General features: G+C 61.9%; 19 protein-coding genes. 14 read left to right on the forward strand and 5 right to left on the reverse strand.

Translation table 11 applies throughout. The features are described from left to right. The first annotated feature begins 129 nt into the window (after nucleotides 1-129). The 3 genes from ACSSVQ_RS13505 (at nucleotide 130) to ACSSVQ_RS13515 (ending at nucleotide 3,544) form a co-directional block, all read left to right on the forward strand. On the forward strand, nucleotides 130-792 hold the full coding sequence (locus tag ACSSVQ_RS13505) for a cytochrome c oxidase assembly protein (RefSeq protein WP_454183840.1): 663 nt from the start codon (nucleotides 130-132) through the stop codon (nucleotides 790-792). A 100-nt stretch (nucleotides 793-892) separates the two neighbouring features. Next, entirely contained in the window at nucleotides 893-2,773 is a 1,881-nt protein-coding gene (locus ACSSVQ_RS13510) for a potassium transporter Kup (RefSeq protein WP_454183841.1), read from the forward strand. A gap of 12 nt (nucleotides 2,774-2,785) precedes the next feature. Continuing rightward, nucleotides 2,786-3,544 (forward strand): rhomboid family intramembrane serine protease, encoded by a 759-nt coding sequence (locus tag ACSSVQ_RS13515; protein WP_454183843.1) that lies wholly within the window; start codon nucleotides 2,786-2,788, stop codon nucleotides 3,542-3,544. Here ACSSVQ_RS13515 and ACSSVQ_RS13520 read toward each other — a convergent pair. Together ACSSVQ_RS13520 and ACSSVQ_RS13525 are read right to left on the reverse strand one after the other, a co-directional pair. Continuing rightward, complete coding sequence (locus tag ACSSVQ_RS13520) at nucleotides 3,541-4,179, reverse strand: hypothetical protein (RefSeq protein ID WP_454183845.1); 639 nt, start codon at nucleotides 4,177-4,179, stop codon at nucleotides 3,541-3,543. The two genes, ACSSVQ_RS13515 and ACSSVQ_RS13520, sit on opposite strands and share 4 nt — an antisense overlap. After that, nucleotides 4,172-4,546, reverse strand: a complete 375-nt coding sequence (locus ACSSVQ_RS13525; RefSeq protein WP_454183847.1) for a darcynin family protein — start codon at nucleotides 4,544-4,546, stop codon at nucleotides 4,172-4,174. The genes ACSSVQ_RS13520 and ACSSVQ_RS13525 overlap by 8 nt, the downstream gene beginning before the upstream one ends. Before the next feature lie 74 nt (nucleotides 4,547-4,620). Here ACSSVQ_RS13525 and ACSSVQ_RS13530 point away from each other — a divergent pair, with 74 nt between their 5' ends. After that, entirely contained in the window at nucleotides 4,621-5,226 is a 606-nt protein-coding gene (locus ACSSVQ_RS13530; RefSeq protein ID WP_454183849.1) for a TetR/AcrR family transcriptional regulator, read from the forward strand. Nucleotides 5,227-5,232: 6 nt separating this feature from the next. Here the strand turns inward: ACSSVQ_RS13530 and ACSSVQ_RS13535 are convergent, their stop codons facing one another. Then, on the reverse strand, nucleotides 5,233-5,814 hold the full coding sequence (locus ACSSVQ_RS13535) for a D-glycero-alpha-D-manno-heptose-1,7-bisphosphate 7-phosphatase (protein ID WP_454183851.1): 582 nt from the start codon (nucleotides 5,812-5,814) through the stop codon (nucleotides 5,233-5,235). Between the two features lie 238 nt (nucleotides 5,815-6,052). Between ACSSVQ_RS13535 and rfaE1 the strand changes: the two genes are divergently transcribed. Beyond that, on the forward strand, nucleotides 6,053-7,513 hold the full coding sequence (rfaE1, locus tag ACSSVQ_RS13540; protein ID WP_454183853.1) for a D-glycero-beta-D-manno-heptose-7-phosphate kinase: 1,461 nt from the start codon (nucleotides 6,053-6,055) through the stop codon (nucleotides 7,511-7,513). Nucleotides 7,514-7,520: 7 nt separating this feature from the next. On the opposite strand, the gene ACSSVQ_RS13545 is transcribed toward rfaE1, so the two are convergent. Next, nucleotides 7,521-8,102 carry a D-sedoheptulose 7-phosphate isomerase gene (locus ACSSVQ_RS13545; RefSeq protein WP_454183855.1) on the reverse strand — a complete coding sequence of 194 codons (582 nt, stop codon included), beginning with the start codon at nucleotides 8,100-8,102 and terminating at the stop codon, nucleotides 7,521-7,523. Between the two features lie 190 nt (nucleotides 8,103-8,292). On the opposite strand from ACSSVQ_RS13545, the gene ACSSVQ_RS13550 reads away from it, so the two are divergent. The 3 genes from ACSSVQ_RS13550 (at nucleotide 8,293) to ACSSVQ_RS13560 (ending at nucleotide 13,720) form a co-directional block, all read left to right on the forward strand. Continuing rightward, complete coding sequence (locus ACSSVQ_RS13550; protein WP_454183857.1) at nucleotides 8,293-8,928, forward strand: bactofilin family protein; 636 nt, start codon at nucleotides 8,293-8,295, stop codon at nucleotides 8,926-8,928. 357 nt (nucleotides 8,929-9,285) lie between these two features. After that, nucleotides 9,286-10,617, forward strand: coding sequence for a tetratricopeptide repeat protein (locus ACSSVQ_RS13555; protein WP_454183859.1), 1,332 nt, complete (start codon nucleotides 9,286-9,288; stop codon nucleotides 10,615-10,617). A 16-nt stretch (nucleotides 10,618-10,633) separates the two neighbouring features. Then, a complete protein-coding gene (locus ACSSVQ_RS13560) occupies nucleotides 10,634-13,720 on the forward strand; it encodes a hypothetical protein (RefSeq protein ID WP_454183861.1) in 3,087 nt (1,028 codons plus the stop codon). 75 nt (nucleotides 13,721-13,795) lie between these two features. On the opposite strand, the gene ACSSVQ_RS13565 is transcribed toward ACSSVQ_RS13560, so the two are convergent. After that, nucleotides 13,796-14,824 carry a KpsF/GutQ family sugar-phosphate isomerase gene (locus ACSSVQ_RS13565; RefSeq protein ID WP_454183863.1) on the reverse strand — a complete coding sequence of 343 codons (1,029 nt, stop codon included), beginning with the start codon at nucleotides 14,822-14,824 and terminating at the stop codon, nucleotides 13,796-13,798. A 219-nt stretch (nucleotides 14,825-15,043) separates the two neighbouring features. Here ACSSVQ_RS13565 and ACSSVQ_RS13570 point away from each other — a divergent pair, with 219 nt between their 5' ends. The 6 genes from ACSSVQ_RS13570 to ACSSVQ_RS13595 all read left to right on the forward strand — a co-directional run bounded on the left by ACSSVQ_RS13570 (nucleotide 15,044) and on the right by ACSSVQ_RS13595 (nucleotide 21,326). Continuing rightward, a complete protein-coding gene (locus tag ACSSVQ_RS13570; protein WP_454183864.1) occupies nucleotides 15,044-16,048 on the forward strand; it encodes a lysylphosphatidylglycerol synthase transmembrane domain-containing protein in 1,005 nt (334 codons plus the stop codon). Continuing rightward, a complete protein-coding gene (locus ACSSVQ_RS13575) occupies nucleotides 16,045-17,487 on the forward strand; it encodes a UbiA family prenyltransferase (protein WP_454183866.1) in 1,443 nt (480 codons plus the stop codon). The genes ACSSVQ_RS13570 and ACSSVQ_RS13575 overlap by 4 nt, the downstream gene beginning before the upstream one ends. A 1-nt stretch (nucleotide 17,488) precedes the next feature. After that, complete coding sequence (locus ACSSVQ_RS13580) at nucleotides 17,489-18,799, forward strand: FAD-binding oxidoreductase (RefSeq protein WP_454183868.1); 1,311 nt, start codon at nucleotides 17,489-17,491, stop codon at nucleotides 18,797-18,799. Next, nucleotides 18,799-19,536 carry an SDR family NAD(P)-dependent oxidoreductase gene (locus ACSSVQ_RS13585; protein WP_454183870.1) on the forward strand — a complete coding sequence of 246 codons (738 nt, stop codon included), beginning with the start codon at nucleotides 18,799-18,801 and terminating at the stop codon, nucleotides 19,534-19,536. The genes ACSSVQ_RS13580 and ACSSVQ_RS13585 overlap by 1 nt, the downstream gene beginning before the upstream one ends. A 240-nt stretch (nucleotides 19,537-19,776) precedes the next feature. Beyond that, nucleotides 19,777-20,505: a metallophosphoesterase family protein gene (locus ACSSVQ_RS13590; protein WP_454183872.1), complete on the forward strand. Its 729-nt coding sequence runs from the start codon at nucleotides 19,777-19,779 to the stop codon at nucleotides 20,503-20,505. A gap of 152 nt (nucleotides 20,506-20,657) precedes the next feature. After that, complete coding sequence (locus tag ACSSVQ_RS13595; protein WP_293329222.1) at nucleotides 20,658-21,326, forward strand: polysaccharide biosynthesis/export family protein; 669 nt, start codon at nucleotides 20,658-20,660, stop codon at nucleotides 21,324-21,326. Nucleotides 21,327-21,664: the final 338 nt, after the last annotated feature.

Consider the following 21,664-nt stretch of genomic DNA (forward strand, 5'->3'; position numbering starts at 1 on the left):
ACGGCGCGGCGTGACGCCGAAACGGTGCAAAAGGGCGTTTCGCAGGGGAAACCCTTTGTTTTCTGCGAGACAATCGGTCACGGGGCCCGGGGCGCTGCGCCAGCTTGCCGCAGGGCGATCTGCCTCTTAATGTCCGGCATCATGAAGCGTATCCGCGACAATATTGTTCCGCTCGGCCTTTCCTTCGTGCTGCTGGCCATGGCCACGACGGCGGTCGTCTATGCGCCGACTCTCTACCAGTTGTTCTGCCAGGCGACGGGCTATGGCGGGACGGTTACGGTGAAGCGGGACGTCAATCCCGGCGTGGACAGGATCGGCCGTGCGATCACGGTCCGCTTCGACGCCAACGTGGCCAATGGTCTGCCCTGGACGTTCAAGCCGGCGCAGCGGGAGGTGAAGACCCATATCGGGCTTCCCACCAAGATTTATTACACTGCCACCAATAATTCCGACCGCACGATTGTGGGTCGTGCGATCTACAATGTGACGCCGGACGCGGCGGGTTATTATTTCACCAAGACGCAGTGCTTCTGCTTCAACGAGCAGAAGCTAGCGCCGGGCGAGACGGCGAAGATGCCGGTCATGTTCTATGTCGATCCGGAATTCGAGACCGATATCGACACCAAAACCATTCAGACCATCACGCTGTCCTATACCTTCTTCCAGCTCAAGTCGGACAAGGAGGCGGTCGCCAGGGCAACGTCGTTGAAGGATGAAGCGGCGGCGCGCGACGAGCATCTCTCCACCGCCAAAACGGCGGAGTTCGAGGGGCCGCGCCCTTTACGTAAATAGCAGCGGCACCGGGGGCTTTCCTTCCGGCTTGCGACTAGGCTCTATCCGGCGGTCGGGATATAAATACCGGCGAGGCGGATTTCACGGCAAAGGGGCCCGGATGCCCGAAGCTCAGCAGGAAGAGGGGCAGCGCAAGCTGCCGGTTCTCGCGCTTGGCGCGCTGGGCATCGTATATGGCGATATCGGCACGAGCCCGCTCTATGCGTTCCGGCAGGCGCTGTCGGACCTCTCGCCCAGTCCTTTCCATGTACTCGGCATTCTGTCGCTCATCGTCTGGGCGCTCATCATCGTCATCTCGCTCAAATATCTCGTGCTCGTTATGAAGGCGGACAATAAGGGCGAGGGCGGTATCCTCGCCCTGCTGGCACTGCTCAATCCCTGGCGGGGCGGAGAGACGCGCGGCAAGACCATGCTGATCGTCTTCGGCATATTCGGCGCAGCGCTGCTTTACGGCGATGGAATGATCACACCGGCGATCTCGGTTTTGAGTGCGGTGGAGGGGTTGGAGACGGCCGCGCACGGGATCGACCCCTATGTGATCCCGATTACGCTGGTTATTCTGGTGGCCCTGTTCTCGATGCAGTCGCGGGGGACCTCCAGTGTCGGGGCTTTCTTCGGTCCTGTGACGCTTGTCTGGTTCATCACCATCGGCGTGCTGGGGGCGGTCCAGATCGTTCGCAACCCGGCGGTGCTGCTCGCCTTCAACCCGCTTTACGCGATCGAGTTCTGCACTCAGGCGGGCGGTGTGGCGCTCACCGTTCTGGGTGCGGTTTTCCTGGTGGTGACGGGTGGTGAGGCACTCTATGCCGATATGGGGCATTTCGGACGCGCGCCGATCCGCCTGGCCTGGTTCGGCTGCGCCTTTCCCTGCCTGATCCTCAATTATTTCGGGCAGGGGGCGCTGGTCCTTTCCGACCCCGCGCAGGCAAGCCACCCCTTCTATCATCTGGCACCGGGCTGGGCTCTTTATCCGCTGATCGCGCTTGCCACGGCGGCGACAGTGATCGCCTCGCAGGCGGTGATTTCCGGCGCGTTTTCCCTGACCCGGCAGGCGGTGCAGCTGGGCCAGTGTCCCCGCTTCAGGATCATCCAGACCTCGTCTGAGGAAACCGGGCAGGTCTATGTGCCCGCGGTCAATGTGGCGTTGGGGCTTGCGACGGTGGGCCTTGTGCTGGGCTTCAAGACATCGGGCAATCTTGCCGCGGCCTATGGCATCGCGGTGAGTTCCACCATGGTGATCACCACGTTTCTCATCTTCTATGTGATGCGCAAGCAGTGGAAGTGGAGCGGCTGGGTTGCGGGTGGCATCGCGCTCTTGTTCCTGCCGATCGATCTGCTCTTCTTCGGCGCGAATGTTCTCAAGATTGGCGAGGGGGGCTGGTTTCCGCTCCTGATCGGCGGCGGCGTCTTTCTGCTGATGCGGACCTGGTGGCGGGGACGCAAATTGCTGCATGAACGGCTGACCGAAGGCGAGCAGGGTCTGGACGAGTTCATCGAGGAACTGGAAGAACACCCCCTGACGCGCGTTCCCGGCACCGCCGTTTTCATGGTCGCCCCTTCCCCGAAATTGCCTCCCATTCTGCCGCATCACATCGCGCATAATCAGGTCCTGCACGAGCAGGTTCTGCTCGTCACCGTGGCGACCGAGGACGTGCCGCGCGTAAGCGCGCAGGACAGGTTGGAGGTGGAGACGCTGGGACAGGGCTTCCACCGTATCGTTCTGCATTACGGTTTCATGCAGTCGCCGGATATACCGGTCGCGTTGAGGCTGGCGAACGAACTGGGGCTGAGCATCGACCTCGACAGCCTGACCTATTATGTCGGTCGCGAAACCATTATTCCGACCGATGACGTGCCGGGCATGTCGCTCTGGCGGGAGAAGATTTTCGCTTTTCTCTCGCGGAATGCGATGGATGCCACCACATTTTATAAACTTCCCGCGGACCGTGTGGTGGAACTCGGCATTCAGGTGCCGATCTAGGCGGGCGGGGTCATGTTTCCGATTTCCGACGACAATTCGAGGCCCGGCACGCCCTATGTGACATGGGGGCTTATCGGCGCCTGCGTTCTCGTTTTCCTCTGGGAACTCAGCCTGACGGACAAGGCGCTGGAAGCTGCCTTCTATCGCTATGGCGCGGTGGCCGCCCAGCTTACCGGCGCGGGCCTGCAGGGTGCGGGGGCTATGCCTGCGCATGTTTCTGCGGACTGGTCGACGCTCGTGACCTCCATGTTCCTGCATGGCGGTCTCGCCCATATCGCGGGCAACATGCTCTATCTCTGGATTTTCGGGGACAATGTGGAACTGGCCATGGGGCGCGTGCGCTTCATCCTTTTCTATCTCGCTTGCGGCATCGTGGCGGCGCTTGCTCAAATCTGGATGAGCCCGACTTCCGCCTTTCCGCTGATCGGGGCGAGCGGCGCCATCTCGGGCGTCCTTGGCGCCTATCTGATGCTCTACCCCTATGGCCGGGTGCGCGTTCTCATTCTGCCTTTTCCGATCATCATCCTTCGCGTGATCGAAGTGCCGGCCATGCTGGTGCTGGGCTTCTGGTTCGTGCTGCAGTTACTGAGCGGAATTTTCAGCAATCCGGCGGAACCGGGCGTCGCGTTCGCGGCGCATGTCGGCGGCTTCCTCGCCGGGATGGTGCTGGTGCTGGTTGCAAGGCAGCCGGGCGTGCCGCTCTTCGAACGTCCGCGTCCCCGCTCGCCCTGGGATCGACGACGAGGCGGCCGGCGCGGACCCTGGGGCTAACTCGAAGGGCGCGTGACCTGAGGTGTTTTCGAGAGGATGAAGGCGCCGATCGAGATGGCGGCGAGCGGGCCATGCGGCATGTACTGCAGTGTCCCCGTTGCCAGGATCGCGGTCAGCGGCGTGGCGGCGAGCAGGATATCGCTCATGTGCCACCCGGTGCGGGTGCGTATCCGTGCAATACCCGCCAGCATCAGGGCGAGGAGGCACAAGGCCAGCGCCGGAACCTCGACCTGCCAGAAGGTGTGAAAGCGCAGCGCTTCATCGTGCAGACCTGCGACCCAGTAGCTCCCGATATCGGCAAGCGCGGCGATGGCCAGTGCGGCCCACGCAAACGGTGCCGCGATGCGCAGCAATCGGCTCTCTTGCTCCGCGAAGAAGGGCGACCATGCCATCAGATTTCCCAGATAGATCAGAATGGTCAGCCGACCGAATATTTCATACGGCTCCGGACCCAGCACGGGGGCAAGAATGTTCTGCACCCATGGACGCGCGATGTCGGGCCATATGAGGGACCCGATCCATGCAGGCGCGTCGGTCCCGTTCCATATCTGCGATTGAATGGGGCCGAGCAGGAGATCCAGCACAAGGGCGATGAGAGCTGCGCCGGGGACGCGCCAGCTGAGGCGATTACTCATGGGCGGTCTCCTCGCTCTTCTCGAATGCGATATAGCCGTCCTCCACGGTCATGACGATGTCGGTGACTTCGAAATAGGGGACCGTGAACAACGGTGTGTCGCGGAGCCGTTCGATGGCGAAGTAATAGGCTTTCAAGTCGGTCGTCTCGAAAAGCGCGAGGTCTGTGCAGCGTCCGGTAAACGCCTCGGCATCGAAATAGCGCATCCGGACCTCGTCCGACGGAAGCGCCTGGGCGAAGGCCTCCGCCGCAATGGCGGAACGCTGTGCGCGGGGCAGGGCGAGCCAGGATGGCGTGGTGCGCAGATGCACGAAGATCGCGTATCGGGTTTTTCCGGTGTCTTTCGCGGATTTTTCCGGATCGGGCATGACGGAGCCTTTCGGTGGAGGGAAGGTACCGTCATAATGTGAGCGATTGCTCGTATTTATGGGACTCGCATTAGATGGCATCACCTCCCGCCAAGCCCGACCTGCGGAAAAGGCCGAGACAAAGCCGCTCGCAGGCAACGGTCGACGCCGTTCTGGAGGCCACTGCTCGCATTCTGGAGCGTGACGGCATCGGCGCGGTCAACACGAATGCGGTGGCGAAGCTGGCCGGTGTCAGCGTCGGTTCGCTCTATCAGTATTTCCCCGACAAGGAGGCGATTTTCGCCGAACTCATCAGGCGGGAGCGAGGCCGGTTGCGGCGCGACGTGGCAAGCGCCGTCGGCAAAGCGGAAGCGCAGAGCTTCGAGATGACGATTGCCGGGCTATTGGAGGCGGCCATCGCGCATCAGCTCGACAGGCCGGCGCTTGCCCGGGCACTTGAATATGTCGAGGCACTGCTGCCGCTGGATGACGAGACACAGTCTCTCAACGAAGCCATTGTCGCCGATGTCAGGCATGCGATGCGTATTCATGGACGACCGGACGATCCTGTGACCGCGCAGGATGTTGTCGCCATGACAAAGGGGATGGTGGACGCGGCCGGGCTTGCAGGAGAAACCGACAAGCGCAATCTGATCAGCCGCGTCGAAAAAGCCGTGTTCGGTTATCTCAAAGCCGGATGATTGAGCTCAGAGGCGGTCGCGCAGAAGCGGAAGTGCATCGCGGAGGTCGACCGCGGGCAGCACTGCGAATGTTTCCGTCGCAAGAGACATGGCCTTCTCGCGATGGGCCTTGCCGTGACCGGTCAGCACATGGATGGCGCCTTTCAGGCCTGCGTTCCGTGCGGCCTCGATGTCGCTTGCCTTGTCGCCGATAAGCCAGCTTGCCTTGAGATCGATCTCCATCATCTTCGCGGCAAGCTCCAGCATGGCGGGACCGGGTTTGCGCCAGCGCGCTTCCGCGTCTCCATAGCCGGGCGTGAAGTCTGGATGGAAGGGGCAGGCAATGACGAGATCGAAGCTCGCATTCCATTCGGCCAATTGCCGGGCGATTTCCGCTTCGACCGCTTCGAGCGCCTCCAGGCTGATGCGGCCCCGGGCCATGCCGGACTGGTTGGTCGGACAGATAAGGGCGAGCTCTGCCCCATGGGCCCATTGCATCAGGTCGCCCGCGCCGTCTTCCAGTGCGACATCTTCAGGGGCTGCCAGATAGTTCCGTTCGGCGACCACCACGCCGTCCCGGTCGAGAAACAGGGCGGGGCGGCCCGGCATGGGGCGGGGTCTCTCGGTCGATATCCAGATTCCATTGTCGAGGAGCATGGGATGCGCGGTATGCGTATAGGGAACGGGCGCGCATTTTGCCCCGATTTTCCGGAGCTGGCCAGCAAGGCCGCGTGTCGTCGAATTTAATGCTAAGTAAGATTGTGAATGCTATATGCGTTTCTGCCTCTGCGCAGGCGGAGAGGCCCCATTCCCAACGATAAACCGGGCGTTTTCCCGTGAGCGAGATATGAGCGACATTTCAAGACAGGTTCAGGTCGGCGCATTGAGCGGTGCGCGTGTCGTCTGCGTCGGGGATGTGATGCTCGATCGCTTCGTCTATGGGCAGGTGGAGCGGATTTCGCCCGAAGCGCCTATCCCCGTTCTCAGGGTTCGCGACGAGAGGTCGATGCCGGGCGGCGCGGGCAATGTGGTGCGCAACCTCGCGGCGCTGGATGCGACCGTCTCCTTCATTTCGGTTGTGGGCGATGACGAGGCGGGCCGATCGCTTTCAGAGATTTTCGATGAACTGCCCGGCGTGACGGCGGATCTTGTGGCCGATCCCGGCCGTCCGACCACGATCAAGACGCGGTATATTTCGATGGGCCAGCAAATGTTGCGTGCCGACCGGGAGACCGTGGAAGCAATCGCCGATGAGACCGCCGATGTCGTCGTCGCCGCCGTCGCTCAGCATCTTCCCAAGGCAGACATTCTGGTTCTTTCCGACTATGGCAAGGGCGTTTTCACGCCTTATGTCTGCGAGGTGGTGATCAAGGCTGCGAGGGAAGCGGGCGTGCCAGTGCTGGTCGATCCCAAGGGGCGGGATTATGCGCGCTATCGTGGTGCCGATGTGATCACGCCGAACCGGCAGGAACTAGCCGAAGCGAGCGGCATGCCGGTGGATAGCGATGCGGCGGTTATCGCCGCGGCGCGGGCCGTCATGGATGCAGCCGGTATCGGCGCGGTCGTTGCGACGCGCAGCGAAGACGGCATGTCCGTGGTGAGCGGAACGGGCGATGCGATCCATTTTCCCGCCGAGGCGAGAGAAGTTTTCGACGTTTCCGGTGCGGGCGATACGGTTGTCGCCACGCTGGCGGCGGCGCGGGCCGGCGGGCTTTCGCTGCCTCAGGCGGCGCTCCTCGCCAATGCCGCGGCGGGGATCGTCGTCGGCAAGGTGGGAACGGCGGTCGTCTATCGCGAAGAGCTCGAGGCGAAGCTCCGCGACGAGGAGTTGTCGAGCATCGAGGAGCAGGTGGTCGGCCTGCCCACGGCCTGCGATCTGGTGGCGGGCTGGCAGGCGGCGGACCTGCAGGTCGGGTTCACCAATGGCTGTTTCGATCTGTTGCATCCGGGCCATGTCACGTTGCTGGAAAAATCGCGCGCGCTTTGCGACCGGCTTGTCGTCGGTCTGAACAGCGATGCGTCGGTAAAGCGGCTCAAAGGGCCGGAGCGGCCCGTGCAGCCCGATATTGCGCGGGCGACCGTGCTGGCGGCGCTGGGCTCTGTCGATCTCGTGGTGATTTTCGAGGAAGACACGCCCGCCGAACTGATCGAGGCCTTGCGTCCCGATGTGCTCATCAAGGGCGGGGACTATACCGTCGAAACGATTGTCGGCGCGGCGTTCGTGAAGGCGCAGGGCGGCCGTGTCGAGATCATCGATCTGGTGCCGGGCTTTTCGACGACACAGACCATCGAAAAACTCGGAAAGTAGTCCGCGTTTATTCCTCGACCAGTCCCAGCTTCTGCTCGATGGCCGCGCACAGCATGTGGCCGAGCGTGATGTGCATCTCCTGGATGCGGGCCGTGGTGCGCGAGGGAACTTCCAGAATGTGATCGGTGAAGTCCTTCATGGGACCGCCATCGGCGCCGGAAAGGCCGATGGTGACCATGCCTTGCGTCTTCGCCCTGTCGAGCGCGCGCAGCACATTGGGGCTCTTGCCCGAGGTCGAGATGCCGATGGCGACATCGCCCGGTCGACCCAGAGCCTCGATCTGGCGGGCAAAGACCTCTTCATAACCCATGTCGTTGGCCGCGGCGGTCAGAACCGAGCTGTCGGTGGTGATGGCGATGGCGGCGATGGCTGGACGGTCCTTGATGTAGCGCACGGAAAGCTCGGTCGCGAGATGCTGGGAATCCGAGGCGCTGCCGCCATTGCCGAAGAACATGATCTTGCCGCCCCCTGAGATCGCCTCCACGCAGGAAGCGGCCGCATGGGTGAACTCCTCTTCCAGCGCGTCCATCTCCTCCATCACGCGGCGGTGCTCGGCAAGGTTATTCTGGAAGATCGTTGAGAAGAGCATTCGCTGGGTCTCTCGATGGTTTGTGCCTCGGGCCCTCAATCTATCCAATGCGGAGGCAAGAGGCGAGGCCAAGGGAGGCGCTCCGGCTATCGAGGGGCGCGGCGGAACCAAAATGAACCCGACTCCCATATGCGAGCGCGGTCGGCCTGCTACTGATTCCAGATTGGATCGCGAGCCCGGAGGGACGACCTTGAGTATTGCCGACAACAAATCATCCCCTGAAAAACTGCCGCCGGAGAAACTGTCGTCCGAAAAAGCATCATCCGACAAATCCCCGTCCGATGCGAGACGTGCGGCTGGCGCCGAGCACCGGTCTGCCAATGTCCACGTCCTGCGGGCCGGCAATGAAGACATTGTGGTCGGCGACAACAGTTCGCTGGAAGGGTCTTTCGATACGAACGGTTCCATGTTCGTGGACGGGCTTGTCCGGCGGGCCGAATTGCGCGCCAATCTCCTCTCGATCAGTGCCTCCGGGCGTGTCGAGGGCGAGGCCTTCGTTCAGCGGGCGGAGATCGCCGGCGAGTTTGAAGGAACGCTGACCTGCGCGGGCGAGGTCATCATGCGGTCCACCGGCCGTGTCAGCGGTCATATCACCTGCGGGCAGCTGGTCACCCATCGTGGGGCCGGCGTCGATGCGCATATCAACGTCACCGGCGTCGAGGCGCTCGGCGAGGCACAGCCAGGCTCGTCGCCGGGGTCCTCGCGCAAGGCCGGCGGGCGGCGTTTCAGGCCCTCGTTGCGCTGGCATATGCGCCAGATGGCGCCGATCATGTTTGGTGTCATCATCGCGCTGGGCTCCATCGGCCTTATCTCCCTGATGCCCTGACGCCGCACCTTGGCGCCGATTTCAATGCCGCTGCTGGACAAGGCGCCAAGCTTGGAGCCGCTCTTCCGTTTTATCGGGAAAGTCGTTCGCGCGCGCCGCTGACAGCGATGCGCGGATGGCGGAAATCTGCGCGATTCCGCCGGATCATGCATTCATAGCCCAAATGGATCATGCGGGCAGAACTGCGATTTCACTAGGTTGACCCTCGTTTTCCGGAACCCCTTGGCGACTCGGGTTTTCGGATAAGTGATTGATGTGACGGGGGTGACATAGATGAATATCGGGAAAGCTTCCCTGCGCCGGGTTGGGTCCCGCCGCGGGACCGTGCCGTTCAGGCGAGGGATGGCGCGGCCTTTGATGCGATCGGGCCTGCTGGGTGCGGGACTGGCCATCGCGGCGGCACTTTCCGCGGCCGGGGTTGCCGCAGCGGGTACGCTTGAGGATGCGCAGGCGCTGATCGACAAAGATAATGGGCCGGCCGCCTACAGGATATTGAAGCCCGAAGAACGTGCCAGGGCGGGTGAGCCGGATTTTGACTATGCGCTGGGACTTGCCGCCATGGATAGCGGCAAGCCGGCAGAGGCTGCAGCCGCTTTTGAGCGGGTTCTGGCTGTCGATCCGGATCATCTGCAGGCGAGGGCGGAGCTGGGACGTGCCTATATCGCGCTCAACGAGCCGGAGGCGGCACGTCGCGAGCTTGCCACGGTCAAGGCGCAGGAAACAGTGCCCCCGGGCGTCAAGGAGGCGATCGCGCGTTATGTCGATGCGCTGGATACCGGACTTTCCGGTGGCGGAACGACACTCAAGAGCCATCTGGAGCTTAGTGCGGGCTACGATTCCAACGTCAATAATTCGACCGCAGACAACCGCATCCTGATCCCTGCTTTCGCCGGGCTCGGCTATGCGACGCTTTCTTCGAGCGCCACAGGGCAGGAGGATGCGTTTGCGCAGGTGGCAGGCCGGGTGTCGCTGACGCACGGCCTCTCCATCGGCAGGTCGCTCTTTGCCGATGTGAACGCCTCCTATCGGGGGAATGCGGAATACGATCAGTTTAACCAGGCAATTGCCGGGTTCAATGTCGGCGCGGCGCAGCGCACGCCGGATTGGGGTTCCTTCTCGCTTTCCATGCAGGGGCAATCCTACTGGATCGACGGCCAGCCCTATCGCTATACGGTGGGCGGGCTCGGCCAGTGGAACTATCGCAGCGAGGGTAAGACCGACTATGGCGTCTATCTGCAATATGCCCATCTGAGCTATCCCTCCAATCAGGGCCAGAACGCCAACCGATACACGGCGGGCGCGACCATCGGACAGAGCTTCTCCGGTTCGCGTGAGCCTTACGCCTATGCCGGCATGTATGGCGGCTATGAGAAGGTGACACATAGCGGTTTCGACCATTTGTCGAACCGGTTTCTCGGTGGACGACTGGGCGGTGAGATCACGCTTGTGTCGCAGCTGCGCGGGTATGCGAGCGCCTCGATCGAGGTTGCCGATTACAAGGACCCGGACCCGCTTTTCCTGACCGAGCGGCATACGGTGCGCAGCGATGCCTCGATCGGCGTGCGCTATGCGCTGAACGATGCCGTCACGCTGGGCGCAAACGTCTCCTACACCAATTCGGACAGCAACATCGTGCTCTACGAGTATGACCGCGTCGTCGCCGGTCTCTCGCTGGGCGTGGATTTTTGAAGCGAGGATATTCGACATGACCAGGCATTTTCGTAACGCTCTGCTGGCTTCGGCTCTTCTCGTTCCGATGGCAGGTATCTCCGGCGCACAGGCGCTCCCGGTTCTGTTCGGCAGCGATGCTGCGAATATCGAACCGGGCCAGACAGTGACGGTGGAAGGTTCCGTCCTGCAACTGGAGGCGCCCGACGGATCGATCATTTCCGTCGCCGAAGGGTCGACCTTCACTATTACGGGCGAGGGAGATTCGCTGTCCTTCAATCTTGTCTCCGGCTCCATGCGGGTTGCCTCGCAAGGCATGCCGATTTCCGTGACGCGCGGCGGTGTGACCGTGTCGTCCACGGGCGGCGCCTTTTCCGCCTTTGCTTCCGACAGCGGCGGGCTCGACGGCCGCGTCAACGAAGGGACGGCCAGCGTCTCCAATGGTGGCGAGACACGGGAATTCGCGCGGGGGGGCGGTTATGAAGCCAGCGACACGGATGTCGCGGGCACCTTCACGCCACCCGTTCCAACGACGACGCAGGTCGCCTCGAACACTTCTGGCGACACCGATTACTCGCCGGCGGACGAGCAGGGAGGCAGCGGCGGGTCGTCCGTTGCAGAGGAGGCATCCGGCGAATCGGGTGGTGGTTCGGGGAACGGCTCGGGTGGTTATGGCGGCACGCCGCCCGTGACCGGTGTCGTCAATCCGGTAACGGGTACGGAGGATACCGGCTATTCCATCGCATATGCGGGGGACGCCATCGGCATCGACACGCGCACCGATGTGACCGTGACGGTCGGTAGCGGCGGGGAACTCAACCGCTACAAGGTCGGGACCGGCGCGGATGAGGATCTGGAGCGCAATTCCAACTCATCGCTGGAGCGTGGCAATGCGGGCAATGCGATCTTCATCGAACGCTGGGCGGGCGGTGAGACGCATGGCAATTACTACAACGCCTATAACGGCACGACCTATTCCAGTTTGGCGCGGACGAGCCATCAGGGGCTCCATCTGGCCTATGGTCAGCCGGCGACCAATTTGCCGACGCAGGGAGTTGCTCTCTATTCGCTGGCCGCGGCGACATCGCCGACCATCGACGACGGGAGCTTTGCGCCGGGCACGTTCACCGGCACGCTGGGTATCGCCTTCGGTCCGGCCTTCAAGGTGGGGGTGGATTTCGCAGTCGATATGCCCGGTGATCACACCTATGCGATCCAGACGAGTGGCGGATCGGCCACGCCGAGTGGCGCGGTGAACTATTCCGACCTTGCCAATGGCGTTTTCGTGCTCGAATCCGTCAACATGGCGCAGGGTGGTGCCGCCTGTCCGAGCGCGAACTGCAAGGCATTCGTCGATGGTATTCTGGGCGGCACGACCGGCGACTATGTCGGGATCGCCTACAACATCTACGATTCCTCGGTAACGACCGATAGCACCTTCCGCGGCAAGCGCATTTCCGGCACGGCGGCCTTTTCGCAATCCTCCTATGATGCAGGTGCAAGCGGCGGTGGTGGCAGCGGCGGCGTGACGCCGCCGGAAGCAAGCGGTTCGCTTGACGCGCCCTTGATCCGGCAAAATCGGCAGAGCCTCACCCCCTTCATCGTTTTCTATGCGCAGGACACGCATATGGAGCGTCCAGGCGCCTATCAGAATTACGTCTTTGGTTCCGATGGCGCATTTGCCGGGTTTGCGACGGCCGGGTCGAACAATGACGTGTATGACAGGAACGATGCGGTGACTGCCGATCTTGCCGGCAATGCCTATTTCCAGATCGGCCGATGGAATGGTGGCGACATCGAGCAGACCGGTGCGACCACCGCGACGCATACGGTTTCCGGCGGCGACGGCCTCGTCTATCTCCTGCGTAGCGGTTACGACAGCAATCTCATCCCCATTTCAGGTACGGCACACTATGCATTGAAGGCTGCGACGCGGCCGATCTACAAGACGGGTATCGGGTATGACGGCAGTTTCGCAGGCGAGATGTCGGTCGCGTTCGCGCCCTCGACGGCCAAGGTAGGGCTCGATGCCGTCGTCACCATGCAGGAGCCGGGGGGCGACGCGGTCTACAACTTCTCTACCGCAGGTGGGGCGGCCGATCCGTCAACCGGGGGACTGGACCTCTATCTCTCGAATGGCAGCTTCAACACCTACGACAACATGACCTCGAACGGTATTGCCTGTGGCGGGAGCTGTTCCTACCAGATCATCGGCTATGTGAACGGTTCGGGCGGTAGCGATGCGGGCTTTGCCTATGCTATCGGGAGCGGATCGGAAAGCCTTACCGGCTCAGTCCTCTTTCAGCGCGACGATAATCCCGCCCTGCTGAACCAGGTCGCCTATATGAGTGGAATGGTTGTTAGTCCGGGTACGTTGATCGTGACGAACGGTATCGGCAGCTACGCCTATTCATCCAACGGGCTTGTCACCTTCAATACGAATGGCGAGGTCGCGGGCCTGGAGTCTCCGGGGGACGCGAATGTCGTGATCAATAACGGCGCGGCCAGCATTGTCGATGCGGGCCATGACGGCCCGGTTTCCTGGGCACGCTGGACCGGCGGAGCGCTGGGCGGCACTGCCTATTCGAATCCTGCGCCGACCATGCCCGCGGATGGCGGCATGCATATCGCGGTCGGATCGGATGCCACGAATATTCCGGTTTCCGGCACCGCGCAGTATGGCCTCGTAGGGGCAACCAGGCCGACTATCGATGATGGATCGGTCTCACCCGGCACATTCACGGGCACGCTGGGCGTTGCTTTTGGCGCAAATTCGTCGACCGCGCGGGTCGGTATCGACTTCAACGTTTCGATCGGCGGACATGATTATGCGTTCGCCTCCCAGGGCGGGAGCGCCGACCCGACCCAGTCGGATATCAATCTCTATGGAGCATATTTCGGCCAGAATTTCGGCCATGCCGCAGAAGGCCGCTACGACATCACGCCGGGCGGACCGGCCTGCCAGGGCTCGAGTTGTCGGGCCGTCGTCTCCGGCTTCCTGTCGGGCAATGGAGCGAGCCATGCCGCGGTCAGCTATACGATTTCGGGTACAGGTTCGTCGAACAATGCCGGGGCGGTGCAGGGCACGGCTGTGTTCAGCCAGGCCGCAGCATCGGCTCCGTGAGCGGGACGAATGTAGATGAAATGGAAATGGCCGGGCGATTGCCCGGCCATTTTCGTTTGTGGGATATCATGCGCCCTACATCACACCGGCGCGCAGGAAGTCGTGGATATGGACGAGGCCGACGGGCTTGTCGGCATCGACCACGAAGAGGCTGGTGATCTTCTTGTCATTCAGGATGTTGAGCGCTTCGGAGGCCAGCATGGAGGGCGGGATGGATTTGGGCGCGGGGGTCATGACCTCGCCTGCTGTCTTGGTCAGCAGGTTTTCGCCCATGTGACGACGTAAATCGCCATCTGTGATGATGCCCGCGAGTGCGCCCTTTTCGTCCGTGATGCCGATACAACCGAAGCTTTTCTCCGACATGATAATCAGCGCCTGGCTCATCGGCATGGACTGGTCGGCGAGGGGCAGGGAAGCGCCTGCATGCATGATTTCGCGGACATGGCGGAGCATCGCGCCGAGCTTGCCGCCGGGATGGAAGACGCGGAAATCGCTTGCCGTGAAGCCCTGACGTTCCAGCAGGGCGATGGCCAGCGCATCGCCGAGCGCAAGCTGCATCGTGGTCGAGGTGGTGGGGGCGAGGCCGTTGGGGCAGGCCTCCTCGGCGCGTGGAAGCACTAGCGGAACGGTCGCAGCCTGTCCGAGCGCGCTCGTGTCGACCGAGGTAATTCCGATCAGCGGTATCGAAAAACGCTTGGCGAAGGTGATGATCGAGGTGAGTTCGGCGCTTTCGCCCGACCAGGAGAGAGCCAGAATGGCATCGTCCGGCGTGATCATGCCGAGATCGCCATGGGAAGCCTCTCCGGGATGAACGAACTGGGCCGGTGTGCCGGTGGAGGCAAGCGTCGCGGCAATCTTGCGGCCCACATGGCCCGATTTGCCCATGCCGGTGACGACGACGCGCCCTGCGCGGCGCTGGCCGTCGCCATCCTCGCCCCGCACGGCCGCCAGCAATTCGACCGCATCGGAAAACGGACCGTCCAGCGAGGCGGCCATCTGCTTCAGCCCGTCGATTTCCAGCTCAAGAGTCCGCCGGGCGGAGGCGAGGTGATCGTGTGACCGGCTTTCATCCGGTGAGGCGGCGCCGGTCTTGCTCTTCGACAAATCGATCTCCTGAAAGGGTTGCGTTTCTCTTCGGCCGATTCGTTGATGGCCGCGGGATTCCCCGTTGTTTGCCTCACCTTATAGCAGGGGACGGGGGACGAACGGAATCGCCCAAAAAGAGAGGAAAGACCGCAGAATTCCGTGCTTGAGCGGTCGTTTCTTTGTTAACCCCTGTTCACTACACTTGTTCGCAGGCGTTCAAACGAGGCTCGGTATCAGATGCAGCGTATCTCCCCACGCTGGCGGCAGGGGGCTATCACGGTCACGGTGCTGGCCCTTGTCGGCTATCTCGCGCTGTCCGTCATGGCCGATGGCGACCGTCTCATGGAGGCCGTGGCGGTGATCGGCTGGGGGCGGCTCTCCCTGGTCTTGCTGCTTTCCCTTGCCAATTACGCGCTGCGCTTCTGGCGCTGGCAGCTCTATCTGGGTTGGCTCGGTCATGCCGTTCCCGCATGGCGCAGCCTTCTCGTCTATCTGAGCGGCTTTGCGCTCACCGTGAGCCCCGGCAAGGCAGGCGAGGCGGTGCGGTGCCTCTATCTGCGCCGCGATGGCGTTCCCTATTCCACAGGGCTGGCGATGATGTTCGTGGAGCGGCTGCTCGATCTTCTCGCCATTCTGGTTCTCGCATCCTTCATTCTGTTGTCGCGTCAGGACCTGTCCTGGACGGTCGGCATATTTGCCATTTGCCTCGCGGTCGGGCTTGCCGTGCTTCATCATCGGCATACGCCCGACCTGCTGACCGCGATGGGCAGACGTCTTGGCGGTCGCGCCGCCGGAGCGGCGGACTGGCTTTCCACGACACTCATGCATGCGCGTGCGCTGCTCGGCTGGTCGCGCCTCATGCCGATATTGTTGATCGCCATTCTCTCCTGGGGAGCTGAGGGTGTCGGCGTGTGGGTGCTTGCCAGCGCTTTTCCCGCGAGCCCCGATCTTGTCTTTTCAATCGGCGTCTACGGGCTGGCCATCCTGGCAGGCGCAGCGGCGGTGTTCCTGCCCGCCGGTCTCGGCGGCACGGAGGCCGTCATGACGGGGCTCCTGCTCACCGCCGGTCTCACCCTGCCAGAAGCGGTGGCGATTACCCTGATCTGCCGGCTAGCGACCTTGTGGTTTGCGGTCGGCGTGGGGGCGGCGGCGCTTCTCTGGCTTGAATATCGCGGCGGTGACGGAGAGGGCGTGCATGAAACGCATGTCTCGGAGCTGCATCCGGGGGAGGCTTCCCAATGAATGAAACACCTCAGTTCGCGACGGAATCTGTTCTCTGCGTCGATCTCGACGGCACGTTGTCGCGTACCGACACGCTGATCGAAACCCTGCTGATGCTGCTGAAACAAAAGCCGTTGGCGGTGTTGCTGTTGCCGTTCTGGCTGATGCGCGGTCGGGCGGCCTTCAAGGCGGCCGTCGCACAAGCGGTTCGTTTCGATCCGGAGGACCTTGCCTACAATCAAGATCTGGTCGACTGGCTCCGCGTCGAAAAAGCGGCAGGACGGCGTATCGTGCTGGCAACCGCGGCAGATGAGCGGATCGCCCGGCCCATTGCGGCGCATCTGGGTATCTTCGACGATGTGATCGCTAGCGACGGCTTGGCCAATCGCAAAGGCAGGGTCAAGGCGGAGGCGCTGCGTAATGCCTATGGCAGTTTCGTCTATGTCGCGAATGCCGATGTGGATGTGCCCGTCTGGGAAGCGGCCGACGGGGCCGTGCTTGTCGCGGGCTCGCCGCGTATTGCGCGGCGGCTTTCCGGTCGAGTGTCGTTCGCGCGTGTCTTCGGTCCGTCTTCGGAGCGTCCGGCCTGGCGTTTGTGGCTGCGGCAGTTGCGGGTGCATCAATGGGCGAAGAACGCGCTCATTTTCGTGCCGCTGGTACTCGCGCATCAGATCACGAATCCGGAAAAGCTTTCCATCGCCGCAATGGCGTTCCTTGCCTTCAGCCTTTGTGCCTCAAGCGTCTATGTGCTGAACGATCTTCTGGATCTGGGGTCGGACCGCAGGCATGTCACCAAGAAGAACAGGCCCTTCGCAGCCGGCGTTCTGCCGCTGGCGGCAGGGTTCACGATGATCCCGTTTCTGCTCGTGCCGGCCTTCGCGATTTCGCTCGCTATCGATATCGGTTTTGCGGGTGTGCTTGTGGGCTATTACGGGCTGACGCTGGCTTATTCGCTCGAACTCAAGCGACAGGCGGTGGTTGATGTCTTCACGCTGGCGGGCCTCTATACGATCCGGCTTTTCGCAGGTGGTGTGGTTGCCGGTGTGTATCTCTCCCCATGGTTGCTGGCGTTTTCGATCTTCCTTTTTCTGAGCCTCGCCATCGTAAAGCGTGTAGGCGAATTGCAGGGGCTTCCCCGCGACAGCGCGGGTGCGCTGCATGGCCGGGGTTATGGGCGGGATGATCTCCCGATACTGACCGCGTTGGGCGTTGCCTCGGGCTATGCGAGCGTGGTGATCTTTTCGCTCTATATCAATGCGCCCGACAGCCGGGCGCTTTATCCCCATCATGAGTTTCTATGGCTTTTCGTGCCTCTTATTCTCTTCTGGATCAGCAGGGTCTGGCTCAAGACTTGGCGCGGCGAGATGCATGACGACCCCATCGTTTTTGCGCTGAAGGACAGGGTGAGCCAGTTGACGGCTTTGGTCGCCGCTGGCGTTCTTCTGGGATCGGCACTTTAAAATGTCCGACGACTTCCAAAGCTGGGGGCGCTTTCCGGCAGCCCCCCACCAGAAAGCGGTCGCATGGCGCGACCGCCGCCGCATGCCCATGCTTGGCGACGGTCCGGTTCTCGCGCGCGGAAACGGGCGTTCCTATGGCGATGTCTGCCTGAACGATGGGGGCACGCTTCTCACCACGCGCCCGCTCGACAAGTTCGTCCTGTTCGATGAAGAGGCGGGCGAGCTGGTTTGCGAGCCGGGCGTGCTGCTCTCCGACATTCTTGACCTTATCGTGCCGAAGGGCTGGTTTCTGCCTGTCGTGCCGGGAACCCGGCTTGTGACGGTGGGTGGCGCGATTGCCAATGATGTTCATGGCAAGAACCATCACCGTTTCGGTACCTTCGGCACCAATGTTCTCGACTTCCGCCTGCTGCGGTCTGACGGGACGGCGCTTAGCTGCTCGCGGAATGAGAATGCAGAGCTTTTCGCCGCCACGATTGGCGGGCTGGGGCTGACCGGGCTCATTGCCGAGGTCCGGCTGAAGCTCCGCCCCATCGCCTCGAGCTATCTGGAAGGCGAGCAATTCCGTTTCGATACGCTGGACGAGTTCTTTGCCCTGTCGAAGGGATCGGAAGCGTCTCACGAATATACGGCCGCCTGGATCGACTGCCTGGCGGAAGGCGACAGGCTGGGGCGGGGACATTTCATGCGCGCCAATCATGCGGCGGATGGGGGGCTCGATCCGGCCGCCCGGTCCCTGCCTCTTGCCGTGCCGCTGACGCCGCCCTTGTCGCTTGTGAACCGGGTGAGCCTGCGCGTCTTCAACACGCTCTATTACGAGCGCCAGAGGGCGCATGAGGTGTCGCGGCGCTGGCATTTCGACCCTTATCTCTTTCCGCTCGACAGCATTGCGAACTGGAACTGGCTCTATGGACCCAAAGGGTTCCTGCAATATCAATGCGTGGTGCCGGACAATGAGGCGCGGGCGGCTTCCGCGGAACTGCTCAAGGAAATCAGCCGATCGGGCCAGGGCTCGCCGCTGGTCGTCTTCAAGACTTTCGGCGATGTCGCGTCGCCCGGCCTGCTGTCCTTCCCCATGAAGGGCGCGACGCTGGCGCTCGACTTTCCCATTCTCGGCAAGCGCACATTTGAGCTGCTTGATCGGCTGGACGGAATCGTCGTGGAAGCCGGCGGGCGGCTATATCCGGCCAAGGATGCGCGGATGAGTGTGGAGATGTTCGAAAAGGGCTTTCCGGCGCTGGACCGTTTTATGAAACAGATCGATCCGGCATTCGGGTCCGGCTTTGAGCGCCGTGTGATGGGGAGGGCGTGATGACGCGCATTGTGATTTTCGGTGCCACATCGGCGATCGCGCAAGCCGCCGCCCGGCAATGGGCGGCCGCTGGCGGTGCCCGCTTTGTGCTGGTGGGACGTAATGAGACCGCGCTGGGCGATATCGCCGCCGATCTGACCGCACGCGGAGCGGAGGATGTGATCGCGAAGCCTGCCGATCTGGCGATGCTGGACGGGCTCAGCGGTCTCTGTGCGGAGGCGGAAGAGGCGCTGGGCGGGATCGATATCGCGCTCATCGCCCATGGCATCCTGCCCGATCAGGCCAAGGTGACCGCCTCGGCAGACAATCTTCTGGAAAATCTCGGTGTCAATGCATTGAGCCCGGCCGCGCTGATGGTCGAACTTGGGCGGATCATGAAGGATCGCGGGCATGGCAGTCTTGTTGTCATATCCTCGGTGGCCGGTGACCGGGGGCGACCGAGCAACTGGGCCTATGGAGGCGCGAAGGCCATGCTCTCCGTCATGGGCGAGGGCATGGGCCTGGAGCTCGACAGCGCCGGGGTTAATGTCGTGATCGTGAAGCCCGGCTTCGTCGATACGCCGATGACGGCGGATTTCCCGAAGGGGCCTTTATGGGCCTCGGCCGATCAGGTGGCCGGGGCCATCGTGCGGGCGGTCGGGAAAAGACGAAATGGCGTGATATATGCGCCGGCATGGTGGCGATTTGTCATGCTGATCGTCCGTTTTGCCCCTGCCTTTATCGTGCGCCGACTGTGATGGCGTGGTTTATTGTGCCGGGCGAACAAGGGCATCGGGGAACGGGCCCTTGTCTGAGAGCCGAGAAAGGCTAACCTCTTATGGATAGATGGTTTTCCAACCCGACCGTTGGTAGAGAAACGGGTTGGACGCGCGTAAATGTAGTGTCAGGGACCTGACGTGGGACTAAAAAATCTCGTTCATCGTATCCAAAGCGCTCTGGGAGACAGCGGCGGTACACCGCCCTCGGCCCCGGAAGGCATGCGCATCTATGCGATCGGCGATATCCATGGACGGGCCGATCTGCTGGAAGGACTTCTGGCGCGCATCGAAAAGGATGCGCGGGACTTCTCCGGGCGCAAAGTGATCGTGTTTCTGGGCGACTACGTCGATCGCGGGATGGATTCGAGAGCGGTACTGGACCGGCTCGTGGCGGGGCCCCCGACGGCTTTCGAGGCGGTTTATCTCAAGGGCAACCACGAAGAAGCGATGCTGCAATTCCTCGCCGATGCCGAATTCGGCCGGACGTGGAAATATTATGGCGGGCTTGAGACACTTCATTCATATGGCGTCCGGGACCTTATGCGGCACGACAGCGCCGACGAATTCGAGCAAGCGCGTGAAAAGCTTGAGGCTGAGTTGCCCGAAGCGCATAAGAAGTTTCTCCAGCGGCTCGAGACGAGCGCCGAGTTCGGGGATTATTTCTTTGCGCATGCCGGGGTTCGGCCGGGCGTTCCGCTATCGAAACAAATTGACGAAGACCTGCTATGGATACGCGAGGACTTCCTCCTTTCGGAGAGTTCCTTCGGCAAAGTTGTCGTTCACGGACATACTCCGGAAGAGAAAGCCGTCTTTCGAAACAACAGAATTGGTGTGGATACGGGGGCGTACATGACCGGCGTCCTGACCGCTCTGGTGCTTGAGGGCAGGTCGCAGCGGCTCTTGCAGACCGGGCAGGACGATGCCCGCAGGCTTGCCGTTGCGAGTTGAACGACCGAGGTTTGCGGAATTTTCATTTCTTTTTGCGATCTTCGCCGGGACGGTTTCGGCGAACAGAGCCCGCAGCCAATGGTCTTGGCAATCTACGGTGTGGTAGATTTGCCGTAAGTACTTCTTGGCGTTGACAAATATGAGGACCATCGATGACCAGTCTGGCGCAATCTTCTTCGTCGTTCCGCAGGGACGCGGTATCGCGGCACGGATCGGCCATACAGCGCTGGTTACCCCTGATCGCAGCAGGGTTGCTGGTTCTCTTTTCGCTGGCAGGGTGTTCGGACGGTCCGAGAGAGAACCTGCCGGGGCCTCAAGCCGCGCCCGTGGCTGCGGGCGAGGTCCCGCTGCCGGAAGATGCCAATGTCGATTATACACTTGGATCCGGCGACAAGCTTCGCGTCATCGTCTATGGCGAGAAGGATTTGTCCGGCGAATTCGACATTTCAGGCGCCGGGAATGTGGCCCTGCCGCTTGTGGGGCAGGTCCGCGCGCAGGGGCTGACGGTCGGCCAGTTCGAGACGGCGGTCGAGAACGCCCTCAAACAGGGTTATCTAAACGAGCCCCGGGTCAGCGTTGAGGTGTTGAATTATCGCCCGTTTTACATCTACGGAGAGGTTGGTGAGGCCGGTCAGTACCCCTATTCGAGTGGGATGACCGTGCTCAATGCCATAGCTGTTGCGGGGGGATACACCTATCGCGCGGCCAACGACCGGGTCTATATCACACGCGGCAAGGGCAATGAGGTCGAGTATCCGGCCAGTCAGGCCGTGAAAATCCTGCCCGGGGACGTCATTCGAGTACCCGAGCGGTTCTTCTGAGTGAATCTGGTTGACGATAATTTTGTGGTGACCTGCCTAGAAGCGCCCGCCGGAAGGCGGTGTGAGCGCTGCTTATAAGCCTTTGTATCTAAAAGGCTAATTTCGCCCCTCAAGCGACGCATTTTTACAACAGCGGGGAGGAAACCGTCATTCACATGGCGAATCGCCGGTACTTTAAAAATTTGGCGGTTCGGTGCACCGCAGCAGCTATGATACTTTACCATCAATTAATTCAGGTAAGTACGATCCGGGCGTCGTCAAAGGCTGGATCGGGTATGGATTTCCGGTTTTGCGCCGCAGCAATGAGCGCAGATCCGGCAACCTCAAAAAGAGGGGAG

It is taken from the genome of Parvibaculum sp. MBR-TMA-1.3b-4.2 (assembly GCF_053628815.1).